This window comes from Caldivirga maquilingensis IC-167 (assembly GCF_000018305.1).
In the GTDB taxonomy this organism is placed as follows: Archaea; Thermoproteota; Thermoprotei; order Thermoproteales; family Thermocladiaceae; genus Caldivirga; species Caldivirga maquilingensis.
Genome location: NC_009954.1, coordinates 2,047,388 through 2,070,640, shown reverse-complemented (window position 1 = coordinate 2,070,640; position 23,253 = coordinate 2,047,388). Strand labels below are relative to the sequence as shown.

Genomic DNA, 23,253 nt, shown 5'->3' with positions numbered 1-23,253 from the left:
GTTCCCTTCATTGAGTTTCATTGGCCTCAATGAGGATTAATCCTTTACCCGGCTGTATATCCACTTGGTATGCGTCCTTTGCATGGTTTGTTAACCTCATCTTCTTAATGATTAACCACCTCCTTATGGTCTTAGTCTGCTCCACCTTATCCATCCACATGTGTATTATACCGTCGGCAATGTGCTCAAGCCCAAAGCCGAAGCTGGCTTCAGTGGTTGGTGCGTATTGACTCACCAGTAGTGCCGTGATGTTGCTTCTATAGAGGCTCTGCCTTAATGCATAACTATAGGCCCTAGCCATAGCCGGTTTATCAGCCCAGAAGGCCGTCATGGAATCAATAATTAACCTACTGGGTTCACTAACCTTACCCTCACTGAAGCCTAACACTTCATAAGCCTTCCTAACAGCCCCCTCAAGAACCTCAATGCTCAATGCCCTACTGGGCCTACGCCCCTCCTCCCCAGCCTCCTTAACCATTTCACGGTACTGCCTGTAAAGGCCGAATAAGTCAATAACTACTAGTTTAGCGTTCTCAGGCTTAACCCTACCACTCAACACGTCACTCAGGTTAACTGGTTTAAATTGAGTGAGATCCATGTTGAATTGCCTAGCCTGCCTAACCACGTCACGGAAACTAGTCTCCGTGGTAACGTAAATAACTGGTTCATCATCCTCTAAACCAGTGTAGGCGAAGTGCATGCATAGTATACTCTTCCCAACACCAGGCTCCCCAGTGACCACAGTCCAAGTACCCCTAGGTAATCCACCCTCAAGGGCATCATCAAGGGCATCAATACCAAAGGCCTCCCTCTCAACATCCTCACTCCTCCTAACCTCACCCTTACCCTCAGTTCTCTTCTCCATAATCAACAAGGTATTAAGTGTATTATTCATATTTAAAGCTTCCTCAAGTGAGGCAATAGCCATAAGTACCATAGGTTAGCATTATGAAAAATAATACAGCACCCCAGCGCATTAATGTGTTTTAAATACTAGGAATAGCAACTATACGCGGCATACTTCTAGTCCCTTTTAAATCAAGGCTACATTAAGGCTAGGAGACTCATTAATGAGCCCCTTTAGCGACATCTTTTAAAGCATTAGATAAACATTAATTATAGTGTATGGGGATTGGTTAACCTATAGGGAGCCCTTTAGTAAATTAACTAATTTAAAGGACTTACTTGAATGGTTAAGAGACAGGAAAGAAGTCAATATATGTACTTTCCCAGGTCGTGCAGAGCATTGGTTTTGGTCATTTAAGTATTCCATGCGAGGAGAAAAAGGCTACACTTTATGGGGAGCCAGTTTGCAGAGTTCTTCCTCAGTTGATGAGTCAACCGGCCTTCCCTTTAGAGCACTGGTTAGTAAATATAGAGAGGGATTATTATTAGCTGATAATAAAGCAATTAGGAACCTTAATGATATTAAGCCCTTAATCGGCTTATTCTACATAAATAATGCAGGCTACGTAGGTTTTGGTCTAATCACTGATATAAACTTTGACGTATATAGGAACTTTAAGTATTGGAGGGAGGAAGAGAAAGAGAATAGATATTGGCTGATTAGATGGAGAATTAGGATACTGTGGATTGATGAGGAGGTTCGTAAGCTACTGATAAAGTATGAAGATTATAACGACTCAGTTGAAAATGAATTAAAAAATGCCGGAGACAAGCTCATTATTAATAAATTATTAAAAGAATTGGGTAGAGAAAAATTGATTCCCCGAGGTAATATTTGTTATGATGATAAAGATATAATTGATATATTTTGGAATAAGATAATAAAGGGTCTATTAACTGATAATGAGACTAACTCTATGATTAAATTCTACGAGGAATTCACAGTACTTAGGCAATTTCCTCAAAGTAATAAATTATCTAGGGGGTTTAACAAGGAATTAATTAATGAGTTATTAAGTGAAATTAAGGGGAAATTGCATGGTATTGATGAAGCGTTATTACGTAGATTCATCGTGAGTGCATTACTGGGTAATGTTATGTTAGTTGGTCCACCAGGTATGGGTAAGACCACGTTAGCTGAGTTACTGGCTAGGAGTGTTTCCGGGGATGGCGGTTACATGATTAAGACTGCTAACTCCCTTTGGTTTAGGAGAGATGTAATCGGGGGTGAAACCATTGAGAGTGGTTCCGTTAAATGGGTTTCAGGTTTCCTGATTAAGGCGTATAATAAGGCTGCGGAGAGGTTGGCGAATGGATATGATTCACCATTCTTCCTAATAATAGATGAGTTAAATAGGGCTGATGTCGATAAGGCCTTTGGTGAATTCTTCACAATATTCAGATCCCCTAACCCAGAGAATTGGGAGTTAATCAGTGAATTGGTTGATGAGGTTGGGAAGTGGGTTAATAGTGATAGGGCTGATGAAGAGGCTAGTAGATTCATGCAGAATTACAGTAAGTATAAGGATGAGGCATTGGGGAAACTAAGGGTAATAGCAATAATTAATGCAGTGGATTTAAGGAATCTATTCTTAATCGGTAATGCACTGGTTAGGAGGTTCCAGGTAATTGAGGTTAAATGCCCATCCAATACTACTGATGTTGAAGATGAAGTTAAAGCCTTGAGGCCTAGCATTCCCGATAACATGCTTAACAGCATAATTAAATACATAAACTACCTCAGAAGCGATAGGAAATTAAGGGAACGGGTTTGCATATCAACCGGTGCCGTTTTAAATGCATTACATATAATTAATGGGATGATTCAGGTAGGTGAACTTGATTCAAACAATGAATCAACACTCTTAACTGAGTTTAATGAGGCTTTAAAATCATCCCTAGGTGTGATAAGTACTAGGATACTTAGTGAAATTGATGAACGCTTAGGATCATTTCTAAGACAGAATAAAGGTGATCAACAATGAGTAGGCAAAATACTAAGCAGGAGGAAAGGCTAAGGAATTTAGCATACTTGGTTAGTAAATACTACTTCTCATCATACTCTAATGTTAAGGAACTTATTGGATTGGGGATGGGTGTTAAGGTTGATAAATTAACTAAGGCGTATATTAGGTTAATGATTGCTTCATTATCCTTAAAGATGCTGAGACACTCCATAGACTCCGCACTCAGGGATATGCTTACCTATAGGGAATTCAGTGTTGAGCAGGGCAGTGAGGTACTTGGTTCATTAAGTGTACCGCATACCATTGTAACATACCCAATGAGCCTTTACTCCTATTTAACCTACCTACCCAGCATTAATGCCCCAGAATACATGCTACTTAGGGAGATCTCAACTATGGTGATTAGGAGGGTTAAGGTGGCCGTAAGGAGGTTAGGGGAAGTAATACGAAGCCTTAACCCTAATCATGAATTAGCACTAAGATTAAGGAGTGATCTAGGTAATTTAAGTAGATTGCTTAATGTATTAAGGCCTAAGGTGTCTTCATTGCCTAAAGCCAACTATAGGATCATCATTAAGGAGGAGTATGGTAGATTCTCATTAAGTGCACCAAGATGGCTGAGAATCGCCTATGAATCACTAATCCTAACTAAGCATCTGCATAGTGGTGTTTACGTAAGGCATAGGAGGATTAGGGGTAATAATGCGTTAGTCATGTTATCATGGAGGCTATATGAGGTGCTTGTATACGCATTAGTGAGTACTGCTTTAAGGGGAATGGGTTACGTTAAGAGCTCTAACTCACTTTACATTAATCCAATTACTGGGGATTCTGTGCAGTTAATGTTCAATAAACCAATCAGCATGGGTATTATTGAGAGGGTTGATGAATTAACTGAGGAATCTAATAAAGAAGCCATTAAGCATATTGTGGGTAAGCCCGACGTATATGTTAAGAATAGGCGTAGTGTAGTGCTTGAGTGTAAGTTCTCAACTAACCCAAGCTACATAACCGCTGGGAGGTTTAAGGTCATGGCATACATGTATGAGCACAACGCAAACGTGGGAATACTCGTCTTCCCAGGCCTTAATAAGGGGATAGTTTTCGATGATGAGGATGATGCAACATCAAGGCTCTATGAACTACTATTAAGTAGGCGAAGTAGGTACGTTAATTTAAGGTTGAATGATGGTAAGTCAATGTACCTACTAGTGGTTGACCCAGGTGAATTTAAGGATCCTGAATCAACCTGGGCCACTGCATTAAGAAGGGTTAGTGAAGTCTTAAGTGAAGCTATGGGTTCCTTAAAAACGACTTAACGTGCTCGATATGCCTCTTGAGTAAGCCTTCATCAGCACCGTGAACTAGCTTAAGTAAGTCTAATTCCACTGGGTTAAGTAAACCCGGCACCACTATTATGCTGGGTGGTTTTAGGTCAGGTGGCTTGGTTATTGAGGTGACTTTAATTGCTTGATCAACCCAACCAATCCTGGAACCAAATACTGCCGCTAGGTCATCATTCACTAAGCCTAACTTAACCTCATCCTCAATCCTAGTTAATACTTCAGCAGCCTCCTTGATACTCATGAAGCCGCCACCATCCTTAATATCAAGGAGTAGGAGTGTGTGAAGCCCATTACTTATATTGCTTAAAAGCACTTCATAAGCCCTCCTACTCAATACCCCACCCCTCTCGTAGGTTACCGTGGCCACTGGGCCAAGCTTATATGGTGATAAGCCTACTTGACTAATAGCTGAACAAACTATACTAATACCGTTAATTACCTTAACACTGAACCCCGCCTCAACGGCAGTAATCAGTAGTGCTGAGTGTGTTGTGGCTATCATTGGGTCACCTATTGTAACTAAGGCTGCGGAGCCATACTCCTTAACAGCCTTGATTAATATACTGCCATTCTCCTCCTCTAACTCCCGCCTATTAACCGGTGTCACTGGTTTACCTATTATCCTGGTTAAGTATTCGCTTGGCTTAACCTCAAACATTGACGTGTACTCCTCAATGAATACTGCACCAGTGTTCTTAAGGACTTCAATAGCCTCCTGGGTTATTTGATTGGGTGCAAGTCCAATACCCACAATGTAGAGTACACCATTCATTGCGTTGATTCAGTTTAATTGGGCTTAATATGCTTAAATTAAAGGCCTTAACAGTGGGAGGCGGCGAAAGGTTAATATTATCGGTGTTTCAGCTTGTTTAAGGGTTGGTTTAACCAATGGTTACCGTTGAGGTTCTTGGTGGAGGCGGTGAAGTAGGTAGGATGGCTATTCTAGTTAAGGGTTCAAGGAACTCGGTGCTACTTGACTATGGGGTTAACTTCGATGATGAGGGTAAGCCGGTCTTCCCACTGCATGTTAGGCCGAGGGATCTTTCAGCTGTTGTGCTTAGTCATGCTCATCTAGATCACTGTGGGGCATTGCCTGGATTATACATTAGCGCATCACCACCACTCTACGCAACCCCCTTAACGGCTGAGTTAGCTGAGATAATGTTTAAGGATACCGTTAAGTTAAGTGGCTATTACCTGCCTTATGAGGAGGAGGAGGTTAGGAATACCTTAAGGAGGGTTAACCCGGTTAACTTCAATGATACCGTTAACCTAAATGGCGACTCCTTAACATTCCTCAACGCTGGGCACGTGCCAGGCAGTATGATGACGCTTCTAAACATTGATGGCTTCAGGATACTGTTCACTGGGGATTTCAATCTCTCGCAATCCAACCTACTTAATGGGGCTGATGTCTACTCAATACCCAGGGACATTGACTTAGTGGTAATGGAGGCTACATACGCAGGTGGAACGCATCCACCTAGGGAGAAGCTTGAGGAGGAGTTTATTAATGCCGTTAAGACTACATTGGATGAAGGGGGCTCAGTCCTAATACCCAGCTTCACCATAGGTAGGACACAGGAACTACTCCTCACCTTAATTAAGCATAACATCACTGATGTACCAATATACATTGATGGCTTAGCCAGGATAGCTAATAGGATAATAAGCAAGTACCCTCAATTCCTAAGGGACCCAAACCTATACGCTAAGGCAATAACATACAGTAGTGAAGTAATGGGTAATTACTATAGGAAGAACGCATTAAGGGATCAGGCAGTAATAATAACACCAGCCGGCATGCTTAAGGGTGGTGCAGCGGTATATTACCTTAAGAGGCTTGGGGGTGATAGGAGGAATGCGGTAATACTACCCAGTTACCAAGCCCCAGATTCACCTGGATACGAATTATTAACCAAGGGTGTGGTTAAGGTTGATAATGAGGAGATTAGGGTTAATGCTAAGGTTTACTGGTTCGACTTCTCAGCGCACAGTGGATTGGAGGAGTTGATTAACTTCATTAGTTACTTTAAGGATGAAACCAACATACTTATAGTCCACTCAAGCCCGAGAAACGCGTTAAGGCTTAGTGAACACTTGGATGAAAGAAACATACACGTAACATTAACAACAGGTGAAGCCATTGAGATATAGGCTTAGTTGAAAGCGAAAAACCTACCTCATGTACCATCTTATTGAAGTTTTGAATAATTACTACTTATAAACACTTAACCAAGTCTTAAAACCTATGAACACTAAGTTAATCACAGTGACTGTAATAATAGTGGTACTGGTGATAATAGGTGTAGGTGCGTTGCTTTTAATTCATAAGCCCTCAGTGAGCCAGGCTCAGGAGCTACCCATTAATATGACTGCGTTAATTAACCTATGTCGTTCAAGTCAGTTTAACATTACGTTAATCTCAACCAGTGCCTCGCAAGCATACTTGTCTAGGTATGTAACTACATTAAGTGACGTTAGGTTGAGTTACAGGATTGAGAATAACCTCTACAATGTGGCTTCCTTCAATGGTGTATCCTACTTAGCCTTTAATCCATTAAACGGCTCATTATGCTACTACGGTAACTTCACTAATGTTCAGGATAAGGGGGTTGCTCAATGGGCTTACCCTGAAATAATAATTGTTGGTTACAAGCCTTGGGATGGTTACCCAGTTTACAATCTACGTAATCCTAATTTAACATTACCAGCTAAGATTAGTGAACTGCTTCAACCTAATGGTGGCGGTTATGATTGGATTAAGTTAACTTACTCAGTGGCGTATTCACCAAGCACATTCCCGGAGGACTTCGCCTTCGATATTTGGATACTGCATAATCCAAGCGAAGTTGGGACTGTTACTAAACCTGACTTAGAGTTGATGATTTGGTTATTCTTCAATAACACCGGCATAACATGGGCTAAGGTTGGGGAGACTAAAATACCAATCATAGTTAATGGTGTTTATAGTAATGTGACTTGGGCAGTATTAGTCTCATGTAACTTCCCATGGACTTACGTCGCAGTAGTACCACAGGACACCGGCAACACTACAATAGCTGGTGGATGGAGGGCTGCAACGGTTGAATTTCAGTTAGCCCCATTCTTAAATGCAATCCTTCAATTCGTACCCAATGAGAAATGCGGGACAGGCTTACCAAATTACCCAATTAAGGATAAGGCTTACCTAGAGAACTTAACCATGGTTGATATTGAACTTGGAATAGAATTCGGGAACATGCATATTAAGAATGGGGAAGTCGGCTATTACCTTAAGGGCATTAGTATACTCAAGGAGAGGTGAACCACGCCTCTCCATAATAATTACACCATAATTAAAGACAATGAATCTACCAATCCTAAAGCGTAAGCCCCCTCCGTTAGCTTAATCCTCTAATGAATTAAAAACCATTAATGGAATTAAGAAGATAACTCCCATATTTTAAAACCTACTAGTATTGGTGATTTCATGGTGGATAACATTGTTAATAATGCAGTAATAGTGGGTACTGTTGAAATGATACTCAGTGGGCAGTATGCTAAATTAGCTATTAATGATGGTAACGTTGATGGTGTCTTAAGAGTAATGGAGCTTGTTCTGCAAAGGCATCCTGGATGGGGTGATGCACCAATGAACGTTACAATATTTAATGACGGCTCAGTAACAGTGAGCGCTAAGTTGGGTTTAAGGACACTGGTGTTTACATTAGTAAGCCCTAGTAGGGTTAGTGGTATGCGGTATTACTCAGTGATTTATAATCAAATGAGGCTTATGCAGGATTTACGCCTAATCGATGCAGTTAAGGTGCTTAAAGATGTGGTAATGCATAGTAATGATGCAAAGGCCGTGATAGCTGACTTACTTAACAATAGTCTTAACGCACCTTATTAATAGGATTATTTTAACTTAAATTGAGGGTGGGCGCATTTTAGTTAAGGGGTGTCTTAATTTAAAGCTTATTAAAACCCCGGGAAGTGGACTTACCATGGTTAATCCCTGTAGGAAGTGGGAGGTTAAACTTGAGGGGGCTGTTAAGGCTAATAATGCGGTTAATCAGCTTAAGTTCAAGGAGAAGTTAACGGAGTGCGTGGTGTATACGGCTAGGTTAATGATTAAGGAGAGTGAGGATGAGTATAGGGAGATTGCTGACTACGGTATGGAGGTGGCTAAGAAGTATAATATACCTGAGATTGAGTATTACCTAAGGATTATTGAGAATGAGGCCAAGGCTACTAAGGCTAGGGAGGCCAAGACCAATGAACCTAAGCCTGAGGAGAATAAGTAGTGTATTTAACCAATCACTAAATGCTCCTTTATCAACTTACCCTTACTTAACCTGTCAGGTAGGAATGGCTCCATTATGGGGCTTACCTTACCATCGAGCACGTAATCAGCCATTAACCTACCGGTTAATGGACCAAACATTAAACCATGCCCACTGAAGCCTGCTGCAACGTATAGTCCCCTTGGCCATGAGTCGAGCCTACCCATAATGTGGCTGTTATCTGGAGTCACCTCGTAGTAGCCTGACCAAATCCTCATTAAGGGTATTCTCCTTGATGCAGGCATAACTTCGCTCATTGCCTTAGCCCAAGCCCTCAACCACTTAAGCGTGTTATTGAAGGGTTTAAGCCCAGGCTCCTCATTAACCTCAATGGATCCAATGATCTCACCCCTCAGGGTCTGGCCGAAGTAGGCGTTGGTATGTGTGTCTATTATTAGTGAGGGTTCAATGAAGAACCTCACTGGTGCTGTTATGCCTATTTCCTTCCTAATTGCGTTAATGGGTAATTCAACACCAGCTGTCTTAAGTATTTCACCACTCCATGCACCAGCAGTGACGATGACTGTCTTAGCATTAACCACAGCACCAATACCCTCAACACCCTTAACCTCACCGTTAACCACACTTATCTTATTGATAGGAGTCTCATCAATTATCAACGCCCCCATTTCCCTAAGCCTACTCAAGTACCCGTACATTAAGTAGTCGTGGTGCAGTTCACCGTCCTGAGGCCCAAAGGCTGCTCCAACGTAAAGCTTACTATTAATGTAAGGGTACTTGTTAGCTAATTCCCCACTATCCATTAACTTAACTGATGCACCAAGGGGCTTCCAAATACTGTTATTAATCTCCTCGAAGCTCCTCATGGCTTCACTACTCCTAAATAACCAAAGGTACCCACCCCTCCTTATCATTGGGTTCCAGTTTAACTCACTCCTAATCCTCATTAACTCCCTCACAGCCTCAATGGCGTACCTAGTGTTCTCCCTATTCCCAAACTGAACCCTGAACCTTGAGGCGTTTCTCGTTGAACTACCACCACCAATAACCCCCCTATCCACTAACGCAACCTTAACCCCCCTCTTAGCTAAATTATAGGCTGTGGCTAAGCCAACAACACCGCCCCCAACGACTACTACATCAGCACTATGCACCACTCGCCTAATCACTCCGCATCACCCAGTGTACCCATGGGTATTGGATTCAATGGAGGCCTCTGCCTAAAGAGCCCGAATTCATAGGGCTTCCTCCTCATTAACCTAGCCAGTATTAGGTTAGCGGTAACCATGCATAATTTACCCTGGCATGCACCCGTACCTAACCCGGTGGCCCTCTTAATGTACTCCATCCTAGGCATCTTGAGTTCACGGCGCTTTGGAACCTCATCGTGAAGAATATACAGTTTAATCTCCTTCAACCCCAGGAATTCCCTAGTAACCCTAAGTAAGTCACCTAGTGAAACATCCTCGCAGAAGCATATTAACTGGTCATCAGCCTTATCCAGGAAGTACCAGTCACTAGCCCATTGAGGCACCTCTGGTACATTTGGTTCCTGGAAGTAACCCACATCGTGAAGACCCTTCTCAAGCCTATTAAAGGCATCTAAGGCAGCTGGGTTACTGGTTACTAATGCATTCTTAAACTCAGCAATAGCCTTATCAGCCTCCTCAGGTTTAACTAGGCCGTATGTGGCTGCTATTGAGTAGGCAACGGCCTTAGCTTGAAGTGGAATAACGGATAATGGTATCATTCCAGTGACCTCACCGACAACGTACACATTCCTCAACCCAATAACCTCCCCACCCCACTTATGCCTAGGCACTATACCACCAAGCACAACATCATAAACTAATTCAGCGCCTAATTGAGCAAGAAGCTCCACTGCAGGCACCCTGACTGTGGAGATTAATGCATCACCAGTGGCTTCACCAGTGGTGAATTTCTTAGGGCCCTCAGGGATTTGGTACCTTAACCTAAACCTAGTTCCCTCAACCTCGACACCACTTATGTAGGCGCCCATTAATGTTCTTAAATCCTTCAAGTCATTAAGCCTACCTGTCCTGGGCTGTATGGCGTGATCCATGACAAGTGGATTCAAGCCAAGTCTAATTAATTCCCTAGCAACCCCAAGACCCCACTCATCGGTACCATACAGTATTGGTTCACCCTTAATAACACCAGCCTTAACCAGTTTAAGGTAGGTTAAACCAGTATACATGGGTACCTTATAGTTGCCTGGAAAAACCAGGGGGACTTCCCTAGACCCAGTGGCCAATACGAGAACCTTATAGTTGAATTCAAGTAGACTACCCCCATCTAATGAATGCCCAATGGCCGCATCCTCAAGGAAACCATCAAACACAACCCCCGTTAACACCCCATCAGTGAGTTTAGCCTTAGCCTCATTAACGTAGTCGGAAACCTTGAACTTACCCTGACCCTCTAATTCAGCAATCCTACCACCTAATTCACTATTCCCCTCAACAATAGTCACCTTTAACCCAAGCCTACTCAACTCCATAGCCGTAACCAAGCCACTTAACCCACCACCAATCACCAGTACATCGGTTACAACATTAATCAACTTAGCCTTAGGCGGCTCAGGGAGCTGAGACGCATCAACATGCCTCATACCCTTAGCGAACCTGGTAGCAATGGGCCACGCAACCTTAACAAGCCTACTCCTAGGCAATACTGATGGCCTAGCTAAGCCGCTTAAGAAGCCCATTAAGCGGGATTGAGCATTAACCCGTCCTTCACATTGATTCAATGCACCATTACTAAGCCAGTAACCACTACACCACCACTCACAGCAAATAAACCCCCTAACCTCACCAGTCCTCGGACTACTTAACATTACCGGGTTACTTAATCGTCCCTGACCCTGATCAACCATTAGTTAAGTTAAAGAGTAGTAGGTTTAAAAGAACTGGCTCCCTCACCACCTTAAAACTAGGTGGGAATCACCTAGACCCGTTAGAGCTAGGGCTTGGATTCTTCCTCACCATTAACTATGCTCAAGACGCAGGCCTAACAGTAACATTAAAGCCCATCAGAATTACCACAGGGAAGCCACTGAACACGATTTATGATGTTAACTATCTTATCCTCATCATATATTCTTAATTATAAACCTGGACAAGTCAGGGTCAGGCAATTAATCAGTGAGGTTACGGGCTTAAGTGATATTGATGAATCATTACCACTCAACGTCTTAGCATAATGCATCAGTTACTCAAGGATCAGGATTTACCTAATTACACCACTAATGCATGGAGGTACCAAGTACTTGATTAAGTATGGTCAGAGAATCCGATGTAATCAGGGTTAACGACATTAGCTAAGTACCTCCACTGTGGATATGAAGGTAATTTAAAGCTTATTGATGGTTAAGAGGAGGTTCACACTAATGGGTAATGTTTACGTCCTCAAGACAGTGGCTTGGGAGTTTAGGATACCAGAAAGTGTCATCGAGAAGGGTTTACTACGGGTATACTCCATGAAGTGGTTGACGCATTGAGGAGCTAGAGGAAACGAGCCAGTAGAGAGGAGGGCCTATGACGAGGATTAAGACATTACTCAGTAATGTAATTGATTGCTGAGTAGCCTGCGTATTCAATTGCTGTTTACAGGTTTTCCTATGTAAATATAAAGAGTATGGTTAGCATAATTATTTATTATTATGAGGAACCTTAGGAGTAAGGTTATGCGTGAAGATTACTTCTGGGCGAGGATACTGCCCATGGATTGGTTAAGAAGATGGTAAATAATATTGAGGTGATCCTGGGTGGGGCTAAATATTTATGTTGAGTATGGCTAGGATAGTCTCCACTAATATGGCTAACACTACACCCAGGAATATGCCTAGCCAGAACTTGAAAGGTTCCTCCTTTAGTTGACCTAGGGCTGATATGCTTACGTTAAATGTGGCGTAGATTATTGAGGCTGATGATACTGCTAAAGCATTCATTATCAACAACTCGTTGGGTTTCACGGCGGATAACGCCAAGGCCCCTATTGTTGTGGGTAACCCGGCCACTGCACCAAGTACGAGTAATCTCCTGGGTAGGTTTAGGGGATACTTTGCATCAGTGTCTCCACTATCATTAATCACCCTGCTGGCTAATAGGGGTGCAGATATGGCGAAGCCCTCTGTTGCGTTATGTACTGCAAAGCCTATGGATAATAATGCAGCCAGACCCAGGTTGGTTAACGCTAGCGCGGAGCCTATGCCTAAACCCTCACCGAGGTTATGTATGCCTAAACCCACAGCCAACAGGGTGCTCAGGGATGATGGGTCAAGCCTATACCCCAGCCTTGACCATGAGGCCTTATTCCTCTTTATGCGCCTCTCTATGTATGAGAGAAGAGCCAGTGTGCAGAGTAACGATATGCTCGTGGTTATGATGAACACTGTGTAGTCCCACCAGAGTCCCTCACTGGCTAACTCTTCGGATTTCTCAACTAGCTCCATGGCCAGCTCCACAAAAAGGTAACCCAATAATCCCCCAGCTATTGCATTCATGAAGCCTAACCTCTGCATACTTATCCTCCTGAGGAGCACTATGGAGAAGCCTAGGTAGACTGTAAGGCCGGCGTAAAGGCCCATAATCAATGCAATTAATGGAACCATAACTACCCACGAGACACTGCTAGGTTTTTAAACATTAGTGTCTCAATAATACATAAGGCATATCGATAAAGCCTTGACATGTTCCTGGGTAAGTTATGCGTTATGTTAATGATAAGTTCTCCCTAATATCACTCACCCTTGGCCCAGGGTAATCACTACTGTATAGGGTTCTAAGCTTTAATTAAATGAGGTTAAGGATTCTTTAAACACTTTATGACTCATGCTACTCAGTAATAATCTTTATAAACATTATTCCGGTGAACTCATGTGGTTAGGAAAGTTAAGGATTACATTGACGTGAGTAACCCGGAGGCGCTTAGATTACTTGAGGATATTGTAACTAAGTATGGCTTAGAGTCACAGGTAATAAACATTACCCTGGATTACCTTAGGAGGTATAGTAAGGTTAAGCCTGAGGATGCTGAGGCCCTTATTAAGGAGTTGACGAGTAAGTATGGTTTAGCCAGGATTACAGCTATTCAGGTGGTTAACATTATGCCCTCAACCCCTGAGGAGCTTCAGGCAATAATAAGTGTTGAGAAGAGGCCCTTTAAGGAGGAGGATCTTAAGGAGATTGTGGATCTCCTTAACTCCCATAGGGCTAAGTTAGGGTGATTAAGTGTGGTTAGGAAGGAGGATTACGCCTACGTCCTAGACATAATACCGCCTGAGGAGGCTTTAATGAAGGAGGCTGAGATTATTAGGAGGGGCTTCCCTAGGAGGGACACTTACCTGCAGGTTGTTGGGGAGGAGTACTTCACGCTTCTTGAGGTTACGCTTAAGCATGAGGCTACTGTGGAGATTGGGGAGAGGGTTTACATTGGTAATGGGGTTAGGGATAAAGTGAATAAGATTGTTAGGAGGCTTAAGTACGATGAATTAACGCCACAGGCTAAGCAGGAGCTTGAGGCTGTGGTGGAGAAGATTGTTAAGGTTAGGGAGAAGTTCTTCATAGACTGGATTAATAAGGCCGGGCCACTTACATTAAAACTACATAGTCTTGAATTACTTAAGGGTATTGGTAAGAAGACCCTTAACCAGGTGCTTGAGGAGAGGGTTAAGAAGCCCTTTGAAAGCTTTGATGACTTTAAGAATAGGATTGGGATTAATGTGCAGAGGCTTATCGTTGAGAGGATTATAAGGGAGCTTCAGGGGAATGAACAATACTACGTCTTCACAGCACCACCCCCACCATAGAGGCTTTAAACCAAGCATTAGTAGTAGGCTATGCTCACTGAGTCTGAATTCAAGAATCCATCAACATGGTTTAGGGGTATTCCTTTTTGATCATAATCAAGTAGCCCCCACAAAGGGGGGGGGGGGGGTAACACCCGAGACCCCAACGGAACCCTCGCCCTTTAGGGCGGGGAGGGGGTCAGAGACTTAATATTAATGAGTTAACTAGGCATATAATGCATAGCTCCAGCCTATGTTTTTACGATAATTCATTACAATCCCCTAGCCCCTTCCGCGATCAACAAGGTTACCATAGTTTTGGAGCGCCAGAGTCGAGGTAATATTAATACTAAAGTTAATGTACAGTGAATGCTAATTGTATGATTCCGGCAATGAATTTCTTCCTCATTGAGTTTTGGAGCGCCAGAGTAGCGATAGTATTAATACTACCTCGACTCTGACAGTCCAAATTCTAAGTGAGTAGGTAAACAAGCATCGTAGTATCAGCATTACTAATGATCATTGCATGCAGTATTAATATTATCGCTACTCTGGCGCTCCAAATTTAATGATTATCTTCATCATGCGGGTTGCTTACTTGATTCAGTTAGGCTTTATTATTTAATTTCATTCCTGGAGGAATTGGGCTTCCTTTACTTCACGGTGAGGGGTTAGGTTTAAAATGTGGGTTATTTGGTGCAGGGAGATGAGTAGGCTAAGTGGTGGTTTGATTTACTCTATTGCGTTGGCCTTGGTGTGGGGTGTGGCGTATCCGCTTACAAGGATGGCTGAGGCTTATGCTTCGCCTATGGTTATTTCAGTGGTTAGGGTGGGTGCCGCCTCATTACTCATGTATCCTTTGGCTAGGAGGCTTATATTGAATTCAAGGATGCTTATAGTGTCGGTGCTTAACATGGGGCTTTTCCTGGTTTTGATAAACATGTCAATACTCTACTCCCCTAATCCAGGTTTAGCGGCGTTAATGATATATACGCAGCCGCTTTTTGTGGCTGTTTTTGAGTGGTTGATGCTTAAACGTAGGTTGAGTTTAATGAGGATTGGGGGTGTTTTATTGGGTTTCATGGGGGTTGCTGTGGCTTCATTGAGTTCACTGTCCCTTAGCCTTGGGGTGGTTGTGGGTTTAATGGCTGGTTTACTGTGGGGTCTTGGGACTGTTCTTTACTCAATGTGGTTTAGGGATGTTAACCCATTGGTGGCTAATGCATCATCATCAGTATTATCAATACCTGTGACTGCATTGGCTTTACCCATTGATCCTGCATTATCCTTAACCATTAAGGGTATTTTACTGATTCTTCTAGTGGTGCTTGATGCCCAGGTACTAGGCTTCATGCTCTGGTTTAAGGCAATTAGCAGTGAGAGGCCGAGTACAGTATCGTCAATACTACTCTTAACACCAATACTAGCCCTCTACTTCAGTGCATTAATGATTAAATCAAGTGTAACACCCCTTGAAGTAGTGGGTGCAGTGATTACTATCATTGGCTTATTCATGGTTGTTAAATCCAGTTAAGCCTTAAATCAAGGATGCCTTAACCCAAAGACCCCTTTTACTATCCCAAGTTAACCTACCCTCCCTAATTTGTTCATTTAAAGCATTCTCAATACGCTTATAGAATTCCTCATCCTTCACTATAAATGTACCAGTGTAGATTGCGTTAATTAACTCCTCATCACATTGCTCAACCATGCTTAACGCTGATTCCGGTGTGAGGAACCTGGCCTTAATCCTTAAGCCCTTAACCTCATCCTCCCTAACACCTACTGGTGCATTATCGGCGATGATTATCAAGTCTACGGGTGGTTTAGACTCCATCAGGAATGCTTCACCGGTTACCCATAACCCATGCATTATGACTAATAATGGTTTTAATCCACTAAGCGAGTTCACGTACTCCGAGACTACATCCCAGGGGTTACTGGACATGCTTAAACCACGGCTTAGGGATTAATAAAACCTGGGGTGGTTCACAATGCGTTACTACTTAAGTAACTAGGGATGGGCCTCATCAACAATACCTTGAGTTTAGTTTAAATAGGCTGATTAATTCACCTTAATGAATGGGGATAGTGGACGTAGTTGTTTTAATTGCCATTGGAGTTGCCTTAACCTTCACTGGGGGTTTACTGTTCACTAATGCCTTAGAGTACATGGGTGGGAGGTCTAGGATTGGTGAATCCTTCATTGGGGCAATAATATCACCCATCTTTACATCAATGCCTGAATTAATTATATTTGCAGTGGCTCTTTACCTATACGGTGGTGAGTCTGGGCAGGATATTGGAATTGGGACTGTAATGGGTGAACCCTTCATGATATCCACAATAGTCTTCCCATTCCTCTTCCTCTTCGTAACCATAGGTAGGTTAATGGGGATTAGGGATGATACGGTACTTGAGGTTAATAAGGAATTAATAATCCCTTACCTACTCTTCACCGCACTCTACCCAACTATACTTCTACCAGCCTTAATAAGTAATGTTACCGTAAAGTACACGGTTGCTTTACTGCTCATTCTAACCTACTTAATTTACATTAAGTTAATGTACTCTCACCAGGGATTGGTGATTGAGGATTATGAGGAACCATACCTGTCATTTATCATTGGCTTAAGTAGGCGTAAATACGCCTTAGCCATTACCCAAGCGGCTTTAGCCCTAGTTATCTTAATAATTGGCTCAAGGCTAATGGTTTACGCCATTAATGAGGCCTCCTCCCTGCTCTCTATTGATGCATTATCATTAACAATAATCATCGTCCCCTTAGCCACTGTCTTACCTGAATCAATAACCGCAGTAATATGGGTGCTTAAGAATAGGGACACCATGGCTGTAGCCGCATTAGTGGGTGAGAAGGTCCTTTACTCCACAATATACCCGGCATTAGGTCTACTTCTAACCCACTGGAGGTTAACGTTAGGTGCATTAGTAAGCGTTATAGTGGTTGAGGTCATTTCAATGGTGGTGATTTACCATATAGTGAGGAGGAGGTTAACCCCTGATGTAGCGGTACTGGGTTTAATGGGTTATGTAGCCTACATAATACTGGTTTTTCACCTGGCTTAATCATACCTTACTGAGAAGCCTGTGAAATCCTCAACACCCTCATAAGGCTCCACCTCCACGCTATCAACAACAGCAGCGGGTGGACCCCTCTTAGCTAACTTAATTAACTCATTAACCCTATCCTCCGGTCCACTCACCACTATTTCAACGGACTCACCATCAGGCAGGTTCCTAACATAGCCTGTTAAACCGAGGGCCGTGGCATGACGCCTAATGAATGACCTAAAACCCACACCCTGCACAATACCCTTAACAATTACCCTTACCCTAACCCCACTCCCCATGGCACCCCCTGATTTAAGCTTAATTAATGATAGGCTTAAAACTATTGCCTCATACCTAGATTCATCACGAGTTAGGTTTAATTAAACCAGTATGGCTTCTAGATTTGAAATGATTGTTAAGGTAATTAATAGGAGGAGTGGATTAAGCGTTACAGTTAATGGTGAAGTTAACGGTTCATTTCACAGTATTTTACCAAGGCATATTGCAGTTGAATTAGGCTTATTAATTGAAGGTGAGGCCACCATTGGTTCATGCTGCTCACTAGTTAAGGCTAATTACAGTCACGTTGATTTAATGATAGGTGATAAGTCGATATACACCATGGTGCTTATAACGGATTACTTAGATAAGGTCATAATCGGTATCAATGACTTAAAATCCCTACAGGGTATTAGGAGGAGTTAACATGTTTTAATTTTAATGCATTACTAAGTAACCTTGAATGTTAAGATGACCCCTTACTACCCTCCTGCTTCTTCTCCTCCTCCTGAAGCTTCTGCAGCTCCTCCTGAATCTCCTTCTCAATCTCCTCAATGGGCTTTGGTGGTGGTGTGGTTGCTAGGGCGTACCCAATCCACGCCAGTATACCGAATACGGCGGCGACTGCTATGAAGCCTGTTAACTCAAGTACAATACGCCACCATGGGGTGGCGAAGACTAACCAACCGTAAGCCACTATTACCACTGCCCCAATCACCATTAATGCAACACCAATCGCAGTGTCTCTACGCATTAGTGGGTGAGTGTTGTGAATTAATAAGTATTACTGTCGTAATGAAACACCTAAAGGTATATTTCCCCATGTATTAGGGACCTATTATGGTGACCTTAAGGTTCGTGACTAGGAATCAACATAAGTTGAAGGAGGCTACTTCAATACTCTCCCAGTACGGTATAAGTATAGTGATGGAGAATTCGATTAATAAGGTTGAGATTCAGAGTGATAGCTTGGAGGAGATCGTTAATTACGCTCTTAGGTTAAATTGCGTTGATTGGCTTGTCGTTGAGGATGACGGCTTATTCGTGGATTCCCTTAACGGTTTCCCCGGACCCTACTCAGAGTACGTTTATAGGACAATAGGGTTAAGGGGCCTGTTGAGGCTTCTTCAAGGCTCAAGGGACAGGGGTGCGTACTTTAAGTCCGTTGTGGGCTTATGCATTAATAATGAGGTTAAGTTATTCACAGGTATTGTTAAGGGTAGGTTAAGTGAGGAGCCGAGGGGTAGTAGTGGGTTTGGGTATGACCCAGTCTTCATTCCCGAGGGCTATGACTTAACGTTCGCTGAGATGGGTGAGGATTTAAAGAATAAGTTGTCGCATAGGTCAAGGGCCTTCAATAATTTAGCAACCTACTTAACCAGGATTAATTAAGCCAAATCCGGGATACAGGGGTTATTGATTTAAGACAGGGGGCTTAACCAGTATATTCTTAGCCCTAAAGGTTACGCCACCAAACCACACGGGTACACCCTGCGATGGGTTACCTTTACCGCAGGTACCGGCGTTGAAGGATAGGTCATTGGCCACTGCGTCAACACTACTCCAAAGGGCCTTGGTGGTTAACTCCACGTACGGCATTAGAACTAATTCACCTAATTCACCGTTAGTAATCCTATAAGCCTCCAATCCACCATACCTACCGAACCACCTCCTATCATCAATGTTCCACTCCTGGTAAGAAACGAAATACAACCCATTCCTAGTCTCCCTAATCAACTCCTCAGGCTTCCAATCACCTGGGGCTAAGTAAGTATTAGCCATTCTCGGTATCGGCTCCCTATTGAATTCACTTGCCCTAGCCGCGGCATTACTACGTGCCCCAATGTACGCCGCGTACTCCCTATTCATTAGGAATTCATTAACAACACCCTTATTAACAAGGATCCTAGGCCTAGCCTTAACCCCCTCCTCATCAACCAGGTAGTAACCGTAGCTATTCGGTATCGTTGGATCATCAATTATGGTGACGTGTTCACTTCCAATTCTCAAATTCCCTAGGTCACTGGGCTTCATGTATGATTCCCCAGCCTCCGCCCCCTCCCTACCCATTATTCTATCTAGCTCACTGGGGTGGCCTATGGATTCGTGAACAAATATACCCGCCAACTCAGGTGAGAATACTACGTCAAGCTTCTCCTCACTCTTAATGGGCTTCGCCTCATCAATGATTTTAACCAATGTTTCAGCATTCCCCTTGGCATCCTCCTCTATGCGGAGGGTTTTCGTCAACTCCCAACCACCACTACCACCGTATTGTTCGCTTCTCTGTTGGCTAAGTCCCCTACCTGGGTCATGGGCTATAATTATCATGAATAACTCAAGCCTAGGAACCCTACTCTCCACTAATGCCCCCTCACTATTAATTATGGTTTTCCTAGTCTCCATCATGTTTAAGTTAAGTATCCTAACGGTTAGTCTCTTATCCACGTTAATTGCCTTGTCTAAATCCATCATGTACTTTACGGCATCCTCAATTTGAACATCATTGAGTTTAACCTTCTCAACAACATCATACCTTAATGATGCTAACTCACCGGGGGCTAGTGAAGCACCCTTAGGCTTTAATAAGGATGCTGCCCTAGCCATCTTGAAGGCGGTTTCAGCAAGCTCAATTGATGGACTTGGCCCAGAGGAGAAGCCCCAGGCCCCCTTGTAAAGTACCCTAACCGAATACCCCTCCGTTGAGTCTGTTGATGACATTTCAAGTACACCATTCCTAACCCTAATACTCCTCTCTGAATCAACCTGATACCTAACCTCAGCGTATGAGGCACCTAGGCTGAGGGCCTTATCTAGAAGCCTCCTTAATTCATCCTCCATAATTTCACTGCGCTGTTGCGGCTTTTAATTATTCCTCATCCGTCTCCTGAATACTGAATAGGCTTATGTTTATAAAACCTGAGACAATAACCACAGGGGATTTGTATTGCCACGGTTAACCTAAAGGTGGTTAGGGGGCCTCAGGGGAGGCCTAGGAGTAGGTGGGTTTCATTCATTGAGTGGTTTAATAAGGTAATAATGGATGCTGAAGTGTATGACTACAGGTACCCTGTTAAGGGGGCCTACATATGGAGGCCTTACGGTGTCGCTATTAGGCGTAATGTGGAGGCGTTAATACGTCGCCTACATGATGAGACAGGGCACCAGGAGGTATTATTCCCCGTGTTCATCCCCTATGAGTTCTTCTCAAAGGAGAGTGAGCATATTAGGGGTTTTGAGAGTGAAGTCTTCTGGGTTAGTAAGGGTACTGGTGGTGAGGAGCGCCTAGTGTTGAGGCCGACCAGTGAGACTGCTATGATGCCTATGTTTAAGCTTTGGATAAGGGATCACACGGATTTACCATTGAGGGTGTATCAAATAGTCAGTGTGTTTCGTGCTGAAACAAAGATGACTCACCCAATGATTAGGCTTAGGGAGATTTCAATGTTTAAGGAGGCTCACACTGCCCATGCGGATAGGGATGATGCTGAGAGGCAGGTTAAGGAGGCTGTAGGCATATATAGGAGGATTATGGATGAATTATGCATACCGTACTTAATAAGTAGGAGACCGGATTGGGATAAATTCGCAGGTGCAGTATACACCATAGCCTTCGATACAATAATGCCCGACGGTAGGACAATGCAAATAGGCACTGTTCACTACCTGGGTGAGAACTTCTCAAGGGTTTTTGACGTGAAGTACCTGGGTAAGGATGGGCAAATGCATTACATTCACACCACCAGTTACGGAATATCTGAGAGAATCATAGCGTCAATGATCGCTGTTAACGGTGATGATAGGGGTTTACTCCTACCCCCAAGGTACGCTCCAATTCAAGTAGTGGTAATACCGATAATGTATGGTGAGGATCAAAGCGTATTGAATTACGCTAAGGGTGTAAGCGGTGAATTACTTAATGCCGGTGTGAGGGTTCATGTTGATGATAGGAGGGATAAGACACCTGGCTGGAAGTACTACCACTGGGAGCTTAAGGGTGTTCCAATTAGGCTGGAGGTGGGGCCGAGTGATGTTAAGGATAATGCAGTAACATTAACCAGGAGGGATACATTCGAGAAGTATGCCGTGGAGAGGAGTAATGTCGTTGATGCCGTGAGGGAATTAATGAAGGCTATAGAGGATAATATGCGTAAGTCAACGTGGGAGTGGTTAAGGAGCCACGTTAGGAGAAGCAGCAATGTAAGTGAAGCTAAGGCATTGCTCAATGAGGGTGGTGTGGTTGAGGTTCCGTGGAGTGGCGATGATGAATGCGGTAGGAGAATAATGGAGCTCACTGAATCCGATGCATTAGGCATACCACTGGATACTGATGAAACCCCAAGTGACCTTCGTGACGCAGCCTGCAGTGAGAAGAAGGCTGAGTACTGGCTTAGATTATCAAGGAGGTATTAACACCATTCAAGGACCCTTAGGTGCATCGTTATAAGTATAAATATAAAGGGTGCAAACTGTTATCTTCGTGGTTAAGGGCTTGGAGTTGTTTGAGGTTCCGAGGCAGGTTGTTTTTGGGCCTAACGCCATAGGTAAGGTTTCAGAGGTGCTTACTTACCTTGGATTAAGGAGGGGTTTAATAATAACTGGTCACATTCACAGTAGGCATATTGCATCTAAGGTTAGTGAACAGTGCGTTGATTGCCAGATAATTAGTGATGATGAAATTGAATTAAGCGACGTAGTGAAGGGTATGAGTGCGTTCTCTGATGTTGACTTCATCGCCGGTGTAGGTGGGGGTAGGGTTATTGATGTTAGTAAGGTTATAGCCTATAAGCTTAATAAGCATTTAATATCAATACCAACTGTAGCTAGTCATGATGGTATAGCGTCACCGTATATTTCATTCCTAATGCAGGATGATTTAAACAAGTTAGGTGTGGGTAAGGTTAGGAAAACCCCCTTAGCAATAATAGTGGATACTGGCATAGTTGCTGAGGCACCTAGGGTATTCCTACTAGCCGGTATTGGGGAATTACTGGGTAAGAAGGTGGCTTTAATGGATTGGAGACTTGGCCATAGGATTAAGGGTGAAGACTACAGTGAATCAGCAGCCATGTTAGCCTTATCAAGCCACATGATAATAATGAATAACGTGAATAAATTAACTAGGCATGGTGAAGAGGAGACTAGGATAGTTGTTAAAGCCCTATTAGGCTGCGGGGTAGCCATGGCTATAGCTGGTAGTACAAGGCCATGCAGTGGGTCTGAGCACCTCTTTAGTCATTCCCTTGACTTACTGGCTAGGGAATATGGGGTGAAGCAGGCAATGCATGGTATGCAGGTTGCCTTAAGCTCAGTGATTATGCTTTACCTACATGGTGCTAATTGGAGGAGGATAATTAAAATAATGAAGATGCTTGGCCTACCAACAAGCTTTAAGGAACTTGGATACGATAAGGAACTGGTGGTTGAGGCGTTAATGAATGCTCATAGAATTAGGCCAGACAGGTACACTATACTTGGTTCAAATGGCTTAACCAGGGAGGCTGCTGAGGCTGCCTTGGAGCAAACAGGCGTAATCTAGTTCCTTTCATCACCGGGTTGCCTTAAGTTCACTTAAGTCACCTATG

23 protein-coding genes are annotated in these 23,253 nt (G+C 43.2%); 14 read left to right on the top strand and 9 right to left on the bottom strand.

Features of this window, described 5'->3' with window-relative positions:
* Positions 1 to 7: 7 nt before the first annotated feature.
* Complete coding sequence (locus tag CMAQ_RS10260; protein ID WP_048063100.1) at positions 8 to 865, bottom strand: KaiC domain-containing protein; 858 nt, start codon at positions 863 to 865, stop codon at positions 8 to 10.
* A 445-nt stretch (positions 866 to 1,310) separates the two neighbouring features.
* On the opposite strand from CMAQ_RS10260, the gene CMAQ_RS10255 reads away from it, so the two are divergent.
* On the top strand, positions 1,311 to 2,891 hold the full coding sequence (locus CMAQ_RS10255) for an AAA family ATPase (RefSeq protein ID WP_052290738.1): 1,581 nt from the start codon (positions 1,311 to 1,313) through the stop codon (positions 2,889 to 2,891).
* Complete coding sequence (locus CMAQ_RS10250; protein WP_012187026.1) at positions 2,888 to 4,192, top strand: hypothetical protein; 1,305 nt, start codon at positions 2,888 to 2,890, stop codon at positions 4,190 to 4,192. The genes CMAQ_RS10255 and CMAQ_RS10250 overlap by 4 nt, the downstream gene beginning before the upstream one ends.
* Here CMAQ_RS10250 and dph5 read toward each other — a convergent pair.
* On the bottom strand, positions 4,167 to 4,991 hold the full coding sequence (gene dph5, locus CMAQ_RS10245) for a diphthine synthase (protein WP_012187025.1): 825 nt from the start codon (positions 4,989 to 4,991) through the stop codon (positions 4,167 to 4,169). The two genes, CMAQ_RS10250 and dph5, sit on opposite strands and share 26 nt — an antisense overlap.
* A 116-nt stretch (positions 4,992 to 5,107) precedes the next feature.
* Between dph5 and CMAQ_RS10240 the strand changes: the two genes are divergently transcribed.
* The 4 genes from CMAQ_RS10240 (at position 5,108) to CMAQ_RS10225 (ending at position 8,508) form a co-directional block, all read left to right on the top strand.
* Positions 5,108 to 6,376, top strand: coding sequence for an MBL fold metallo-hydrolase (locus CMAQ_RS10240; RefSeq protein WP_012187024.1), 1,269 nt, complete (start codon positions 5,108 to 5,110; stop codon positions 6,374 to 6,376).
* A gap of 94 nt (positions 6,377 to 6,470) precedes the next feature.
* Positions 6,471 to 7,526: a GH12 family glycosyl hydrolase domain-containing protein gene (locus tag CMAQ_RS10235; protein ID WP_012187023.1), complete on the top strand. Its 1,056-nt coding sequence runs from the start codon at positions 6,471 to 6,473 to the stop codon at positions 7,524 to 7,526.
* A gap of 165 nt (positions 7,527 to 7,691) precedes the next feature.
* On the top strand, positions 7,692 to 8,114 hold the full coding sequence (locus CMAQ_RS10230; RefSeq protein WP_012187022.1) for a hypothetical protein: 423 nt from the start codon (positions 7,692 to 7,694) through the stop codon (positions 8,112 to 8,114).
* 94 nt (positions 8,115 to 8,208) lie between these two features.
* On the top strand, positions 8,209 to 8,508 hold the full coding sequence (locus tag CMAQ_RS10225) for a hypothetical protein (RefSeq protein WP_012187021.1): 300 nt from the start codon (positions 8,209 to 8,211) through the stop codon (positions 8,506 to 8,508).
* A gap of 5 nt (positions 8,509 to 8,513) precedes the next feature.
* Here the strand turns inward: CMAQ_RS10225 and CMAQ_RS10220 are convergent, their stop codons facing one another.
* The 3 genes from CMAQ_RS10220 to CMAQ_RS10210 form a co-directional block, all read right to left on the bottom strand.
* Entirely contained in the window at positions 8,514 to 9,677 is a 1,164-nt protein-coding gene (locus tag CMAQ_RS10220) for an NAD(P)/FAD-dependent oxidoreductase (protein WP_012187020.1), read from the bottom strand.
* Positions 9,674 to 11,404, bottom strand: a complete 1,731-nt coding sequence (locus tag CMAQ_RS10215) for an FAD-dependent oxidoreductase (protein WP_012187019.1) — start codon at positions 11,402 to 11,404, stop codon at positions 9,674 to 9,676. The genes CMAQ_RS10220 and CMAQ_RS10215 overlap by 4 nt, the downstream gene beginning before the upstream one ends.
* 897 nt (positions 11,405 to 12,301) lie before the next feature.
* Entirely contained in the window at positions 12,302 to 13,141 is an 840-nt protein-coding gene (locus tag CMAQ_RS10210) for a ZIP family metal transporter (protein ID WP_012187018.1), read from the bottom strand.
* Between the two features lie 267 nt (positions 13,142 to 13,408).
* On the opposite strand from CMAQ_RS10210, the gene CMAQ_RS10205 reads away from it, so the two are divergent.
* The 3 genes from CMAQ_RS10205 to CMAQ_RS10195 all read left to right on the top strand — a co-directional run bounded on the left by CMAQ_RS10205 (position 13,409) and on the right by CMAQ_RS10195 (position 15,851).
* Positions 13,409 to 13,756, top strand: a complete 348-nt coding sequence (locus tag CMAQ_RS10205) for an RNA polymerase Rpb4 family protein (RefSeq protein WP_012187017.1) — start codon at positions 13,409 to 13,411, stop codon at positions 13,754 to 13,756.
* 6 nt (positions 13,757 to 13,762) lie between these two features.
* Positions 13,763 to 14,338: a DUF655 domain-containing protein gene (locus CMAQ_RS10200; RefSeq protein ID WP_012187016.1), complete on the top strand. Its 576-nt coding sequence runs from the start codon at positions 13,763 to 13,765 to the stop codon at positions 14,336 to 14,338.
* Positions 14,339 to 15,023: 685 nt separating this feature from the next.
* A complete protein-coding gene (locus CMAQ_RS10195) occupies positions 15,024 to 15,851 on the top strand; it encodes a DMT family transporter (protein WP_048062826.1) in 828 nt (275 codons plus the stop codon).
* A 3-nt stretch (positions 15,852 to 15,854) separates the two neighbouring features.
* On the opposite strand, the gene CMAQ_RS10190 is transcribed toward CMAQ_RS10195, so the two are convergent.
* Positions 15,855 to 16,265: a hypothetical protein gene (locus tag CMAQ_RS10190; protein ID WP_012187014.1), complete on the bottom strand. Its 411-nt coding sequence runs from the start codon at positions 16,263 to 16,265 to the stop codon at positions 15,855 to 15,857.
* Between the two features lie 134 nt (positions 16,266 to 16,399).
* Between CMAQ_RS10190 and CMAQ_RS10185 the strand changes: the two genes are divergently transcribed.
* On the top strand, positions 16,400 to 17,404 hold the full coding sequence (locus tag CMAQ_RS10185) for a sodium:calcium antiporter (protein WP_012187013.1): 1,005 nt from the start codon (positions 16,400 to 16,402) through the stop codon (positions 17,402 to 17,404).
* Here CMAQ_RS10185 and CMAQ_RS10180 read toward each other — a convergent pair.
* Complete coding sequence (locus CMAQ_RS10180) at positions 17,401 to 17,688, bottom strand: acylphosphatase (RefSeq protein WP_012187012.1); 288 nt, start codon at positions 17,686 to 17,688, stop codon at positions 17,401 to 17,403. The two genes, CMAQ_RS10185 and CMAQ_RS10180, sit on opposite strands and share 4 nt — an antisense overlap.
* Positions 17,689 to 17,779: 91 nt before the next feature.
* Here CMAQ_RS10180 and CMAQ_RS10175 point away from each other — a divergent pair, with 91 nt between their 5' ends.
* Positions 17,780 to 18,094, top strand: a complete 315-nt coding sequence (locus CMAQ_RS10175; protein WP_012187011.1) for a pepsin/retropepsin-like aspartic protease family protein — start codon at positions 17,780 to 17,782, stop codon at positions 18,092 to 18,094.
* 40 nt (positions 18,095 to 18,134) lie between these two features.
* On the opposite strand, the gene CMAQ_RS10170 is transcribed toward CMAQ_RS10175, so the two are convergent.
* A complete protein-coding gene (locus CMAQ_RS10170) occupies positions 18,135 to 18,422 on the bottom strand; it encodes a transcriptional regulator (protein ID WP_012187010.1) in 288 nt (95 codons plus the stop codon).
* An 86-nt stretch (positions 18,423 to 18,508) separates the two neighbouring features.
* Between CMAQ_RS10170 and CMAQ_RS10165 the strand changes: the two genes are divergently transcribed.
* Entirely contained in the window at positions 18,509 to 19,060 is a 552-nt protein-coding gene (locus CMAQ_RS10165; protein WP_012187009.1) for an XTP/dITP diphosphatase, read from the top strand.
* A 21-nt stretch (positions 19,061 to 19,081) separates the two neighbouring features.
* Here CMAQ_RS10165 and CMAQ_RS10160 read toward each other — a convergent pair whose 3' ends face one another.
* Positions 19,082 to 20,509, bottom strand: coding sequence for a TldD/PmbA family protein (locus tag CMAQ_RS10160; protein WP_012187008.1), 1,428 nt, complete (start codon positions 20,507 to 20,509; stop codon positions 19,082 to 19,084).
* A gap of 105 nt (positions 20,510 to 20,614) precedes the next feature.
* Here CMAQ_RS10160 and proS point away from each other — a divergent pair, with 105 nt between their 5' ends.
* Together proS and CMAQ_RS10150 are read left to right on the top strand one after the other, a co-directional pair.
* Complete coding sequence (gene proS, locus CMAQ_RS10155) at positions 20,615 to 22,081, top strand: proline--tRNA ligase (RefSeq protein ID WP_048062824.1); 1,467 nt, start codon at positions 20,615 to 20,617, stop codon at positions 22,079 to 22,081.
* Positions 22,082 to 22,148: 67 nt separating this feature from the next.
* Complete coding sequence (locus CMAQ_RS10150) at positions 22,149 to 23,207, top strand: sn-glycerol-1-phosphate dehydrogenase (RefSeq protein ID WP_048062823.1); 1,059 nt, start codon at positions 22,149 to 22,151, stop codon at positions 23,205 to 23,207.
* Positions 23,208 to 23,253: the final 46 nt, after the last annotated feature.

What these genes read in the sequence shown, in the direction of transcription:
- CMAQ_RS10260 (WP_048063100.1), bottom strand. Translation starts at nt 865, where the DNA reads ATGGAGAAGAGAACTGAGGGTAAGGGTGAGGTTAGGAGGAGTGAGGAT.
- CMAQ_RS10250 (WP_012187026.1), top strand. Translation starts at nt 2,888, where the DNA reads ATGAGTAGGCAAAATACTAAGCAGGAGGAAAGGCTAAGGAATTTAGCA.
- dph5 (WP_012187025.1), bottom strand. Translation starts at nt 4,991, where the DNA reads ATGAATGGTGTACTCTACATTGTGGGTATTGGACTTGCACCCAATCAA.
- CMAQ_RS10240 (WP_012187024.1), top strand. Translation starts at nt 5,108, where the DNA reads ATGGTTACCGTTGAGGTTCTTGGTGGAGGCGGTGAAGTAGGTAGGATG.
- CMAQ_RS10235 (WP_012187023.1), top strand. Translation starts at nt 6,471, where the DNA reads ATGAACACTAAGTTAATCACAGTGACTGTAATAATAGTGGTACTGGTG.
- CMAQ_RS10230 (WP_012187022.1), top strand. Translation starts at nt 7,692, where the DNA reads ATGGTGGATAACATTGTTAATAATGCAGTAATAGTGGGTACTGTTGAA.
- CMAQ_RS10225 (WP_012187021.1), top strand. Translation starts at nt 8,209, where the DNA reads ATGGTTAATCCCTGTAGGAAGTGGGAGGTTAAACTTGAGGGGGCTGTT.
- CMAQ_RS10215 (WP_012187019.1), bottom strand. Translation starts at nt 11,404, where the DNA reads ATGGTTGATCAGGGTCAGGGACGATTAAGTAACCCGGTAATGTTAAGT.
- CMAQ_RS10210 (WP_012187018.1), bottom strand. Translation starts at nt 13,141, where the DNA reads ATGGTTCCATTAATTGCATTGATTATGGGCCTTTACGCCGGCCTTACA.
- CMAQ_RS10195 (WP_048062826.1), top strand. Translation starts at nt 15,024, where the DNA reads ATGAGTAGGCTAAGTGGTGGTTTGATTTACTCTATTGCGTTGGCCTTG.
- CMAQ_RS10190 (WP_012187014.1), bottom strand. Translation starts at nt 16,265, where the DNA reads ATGTCCAGTAACCCCTGGGATGTAGTCTCGGAGTACGTGAACTCGCTT.
- CMAQ_RS10185 (WP_012187013.1), top strand. Translation starts at nt 16,400, where the DNA reads ATGGGGATAGTGGACGTAGTTGTTTTAATTGCCATTGGAGTTGCCTTA.
- CMAQ_RS10180 (WP_012187012.1), bottom strand. Translation starts at nt 17,688, where the DNA reads ATGGGGAGTGGGGTTAGGGTAAGGGTAATTGTTAAGGGTATTGTGCAG.
- CMAQ_RS10175 (WP_012187011.1), top strand. Translation starts at nt 17,780, where the DNA reads ATGGCTTCTAGATTTGAAATGATTGTTAAGGTAATTAATAGGAGGAGT.
- CMAQ_RS10170 (WP_012187010.1), bottom strand. Translation starts at nt 18,422, where the DNA reads ATGCGTAGAGACACTGCGATTGGTGTTGCATTAATGGTGATTGGGGCA.
- CMAQ_RS10165 (WP_012187009.1), top strand. Translation starts at nt 18,509, where the DNA reads ATGGTGACCTTAAGGTTCGTGACTAGGAATCAACATAAGTTGAAGGAG.
- CMAQ_RS10160 (WP_012187008.1), bottom strand. Translation starts at nt 20,509, where the DNA reads ATGGAGGATGAATTAAGGAGGCTTCTAGATAAGGCCCTCAGCCTAGGT.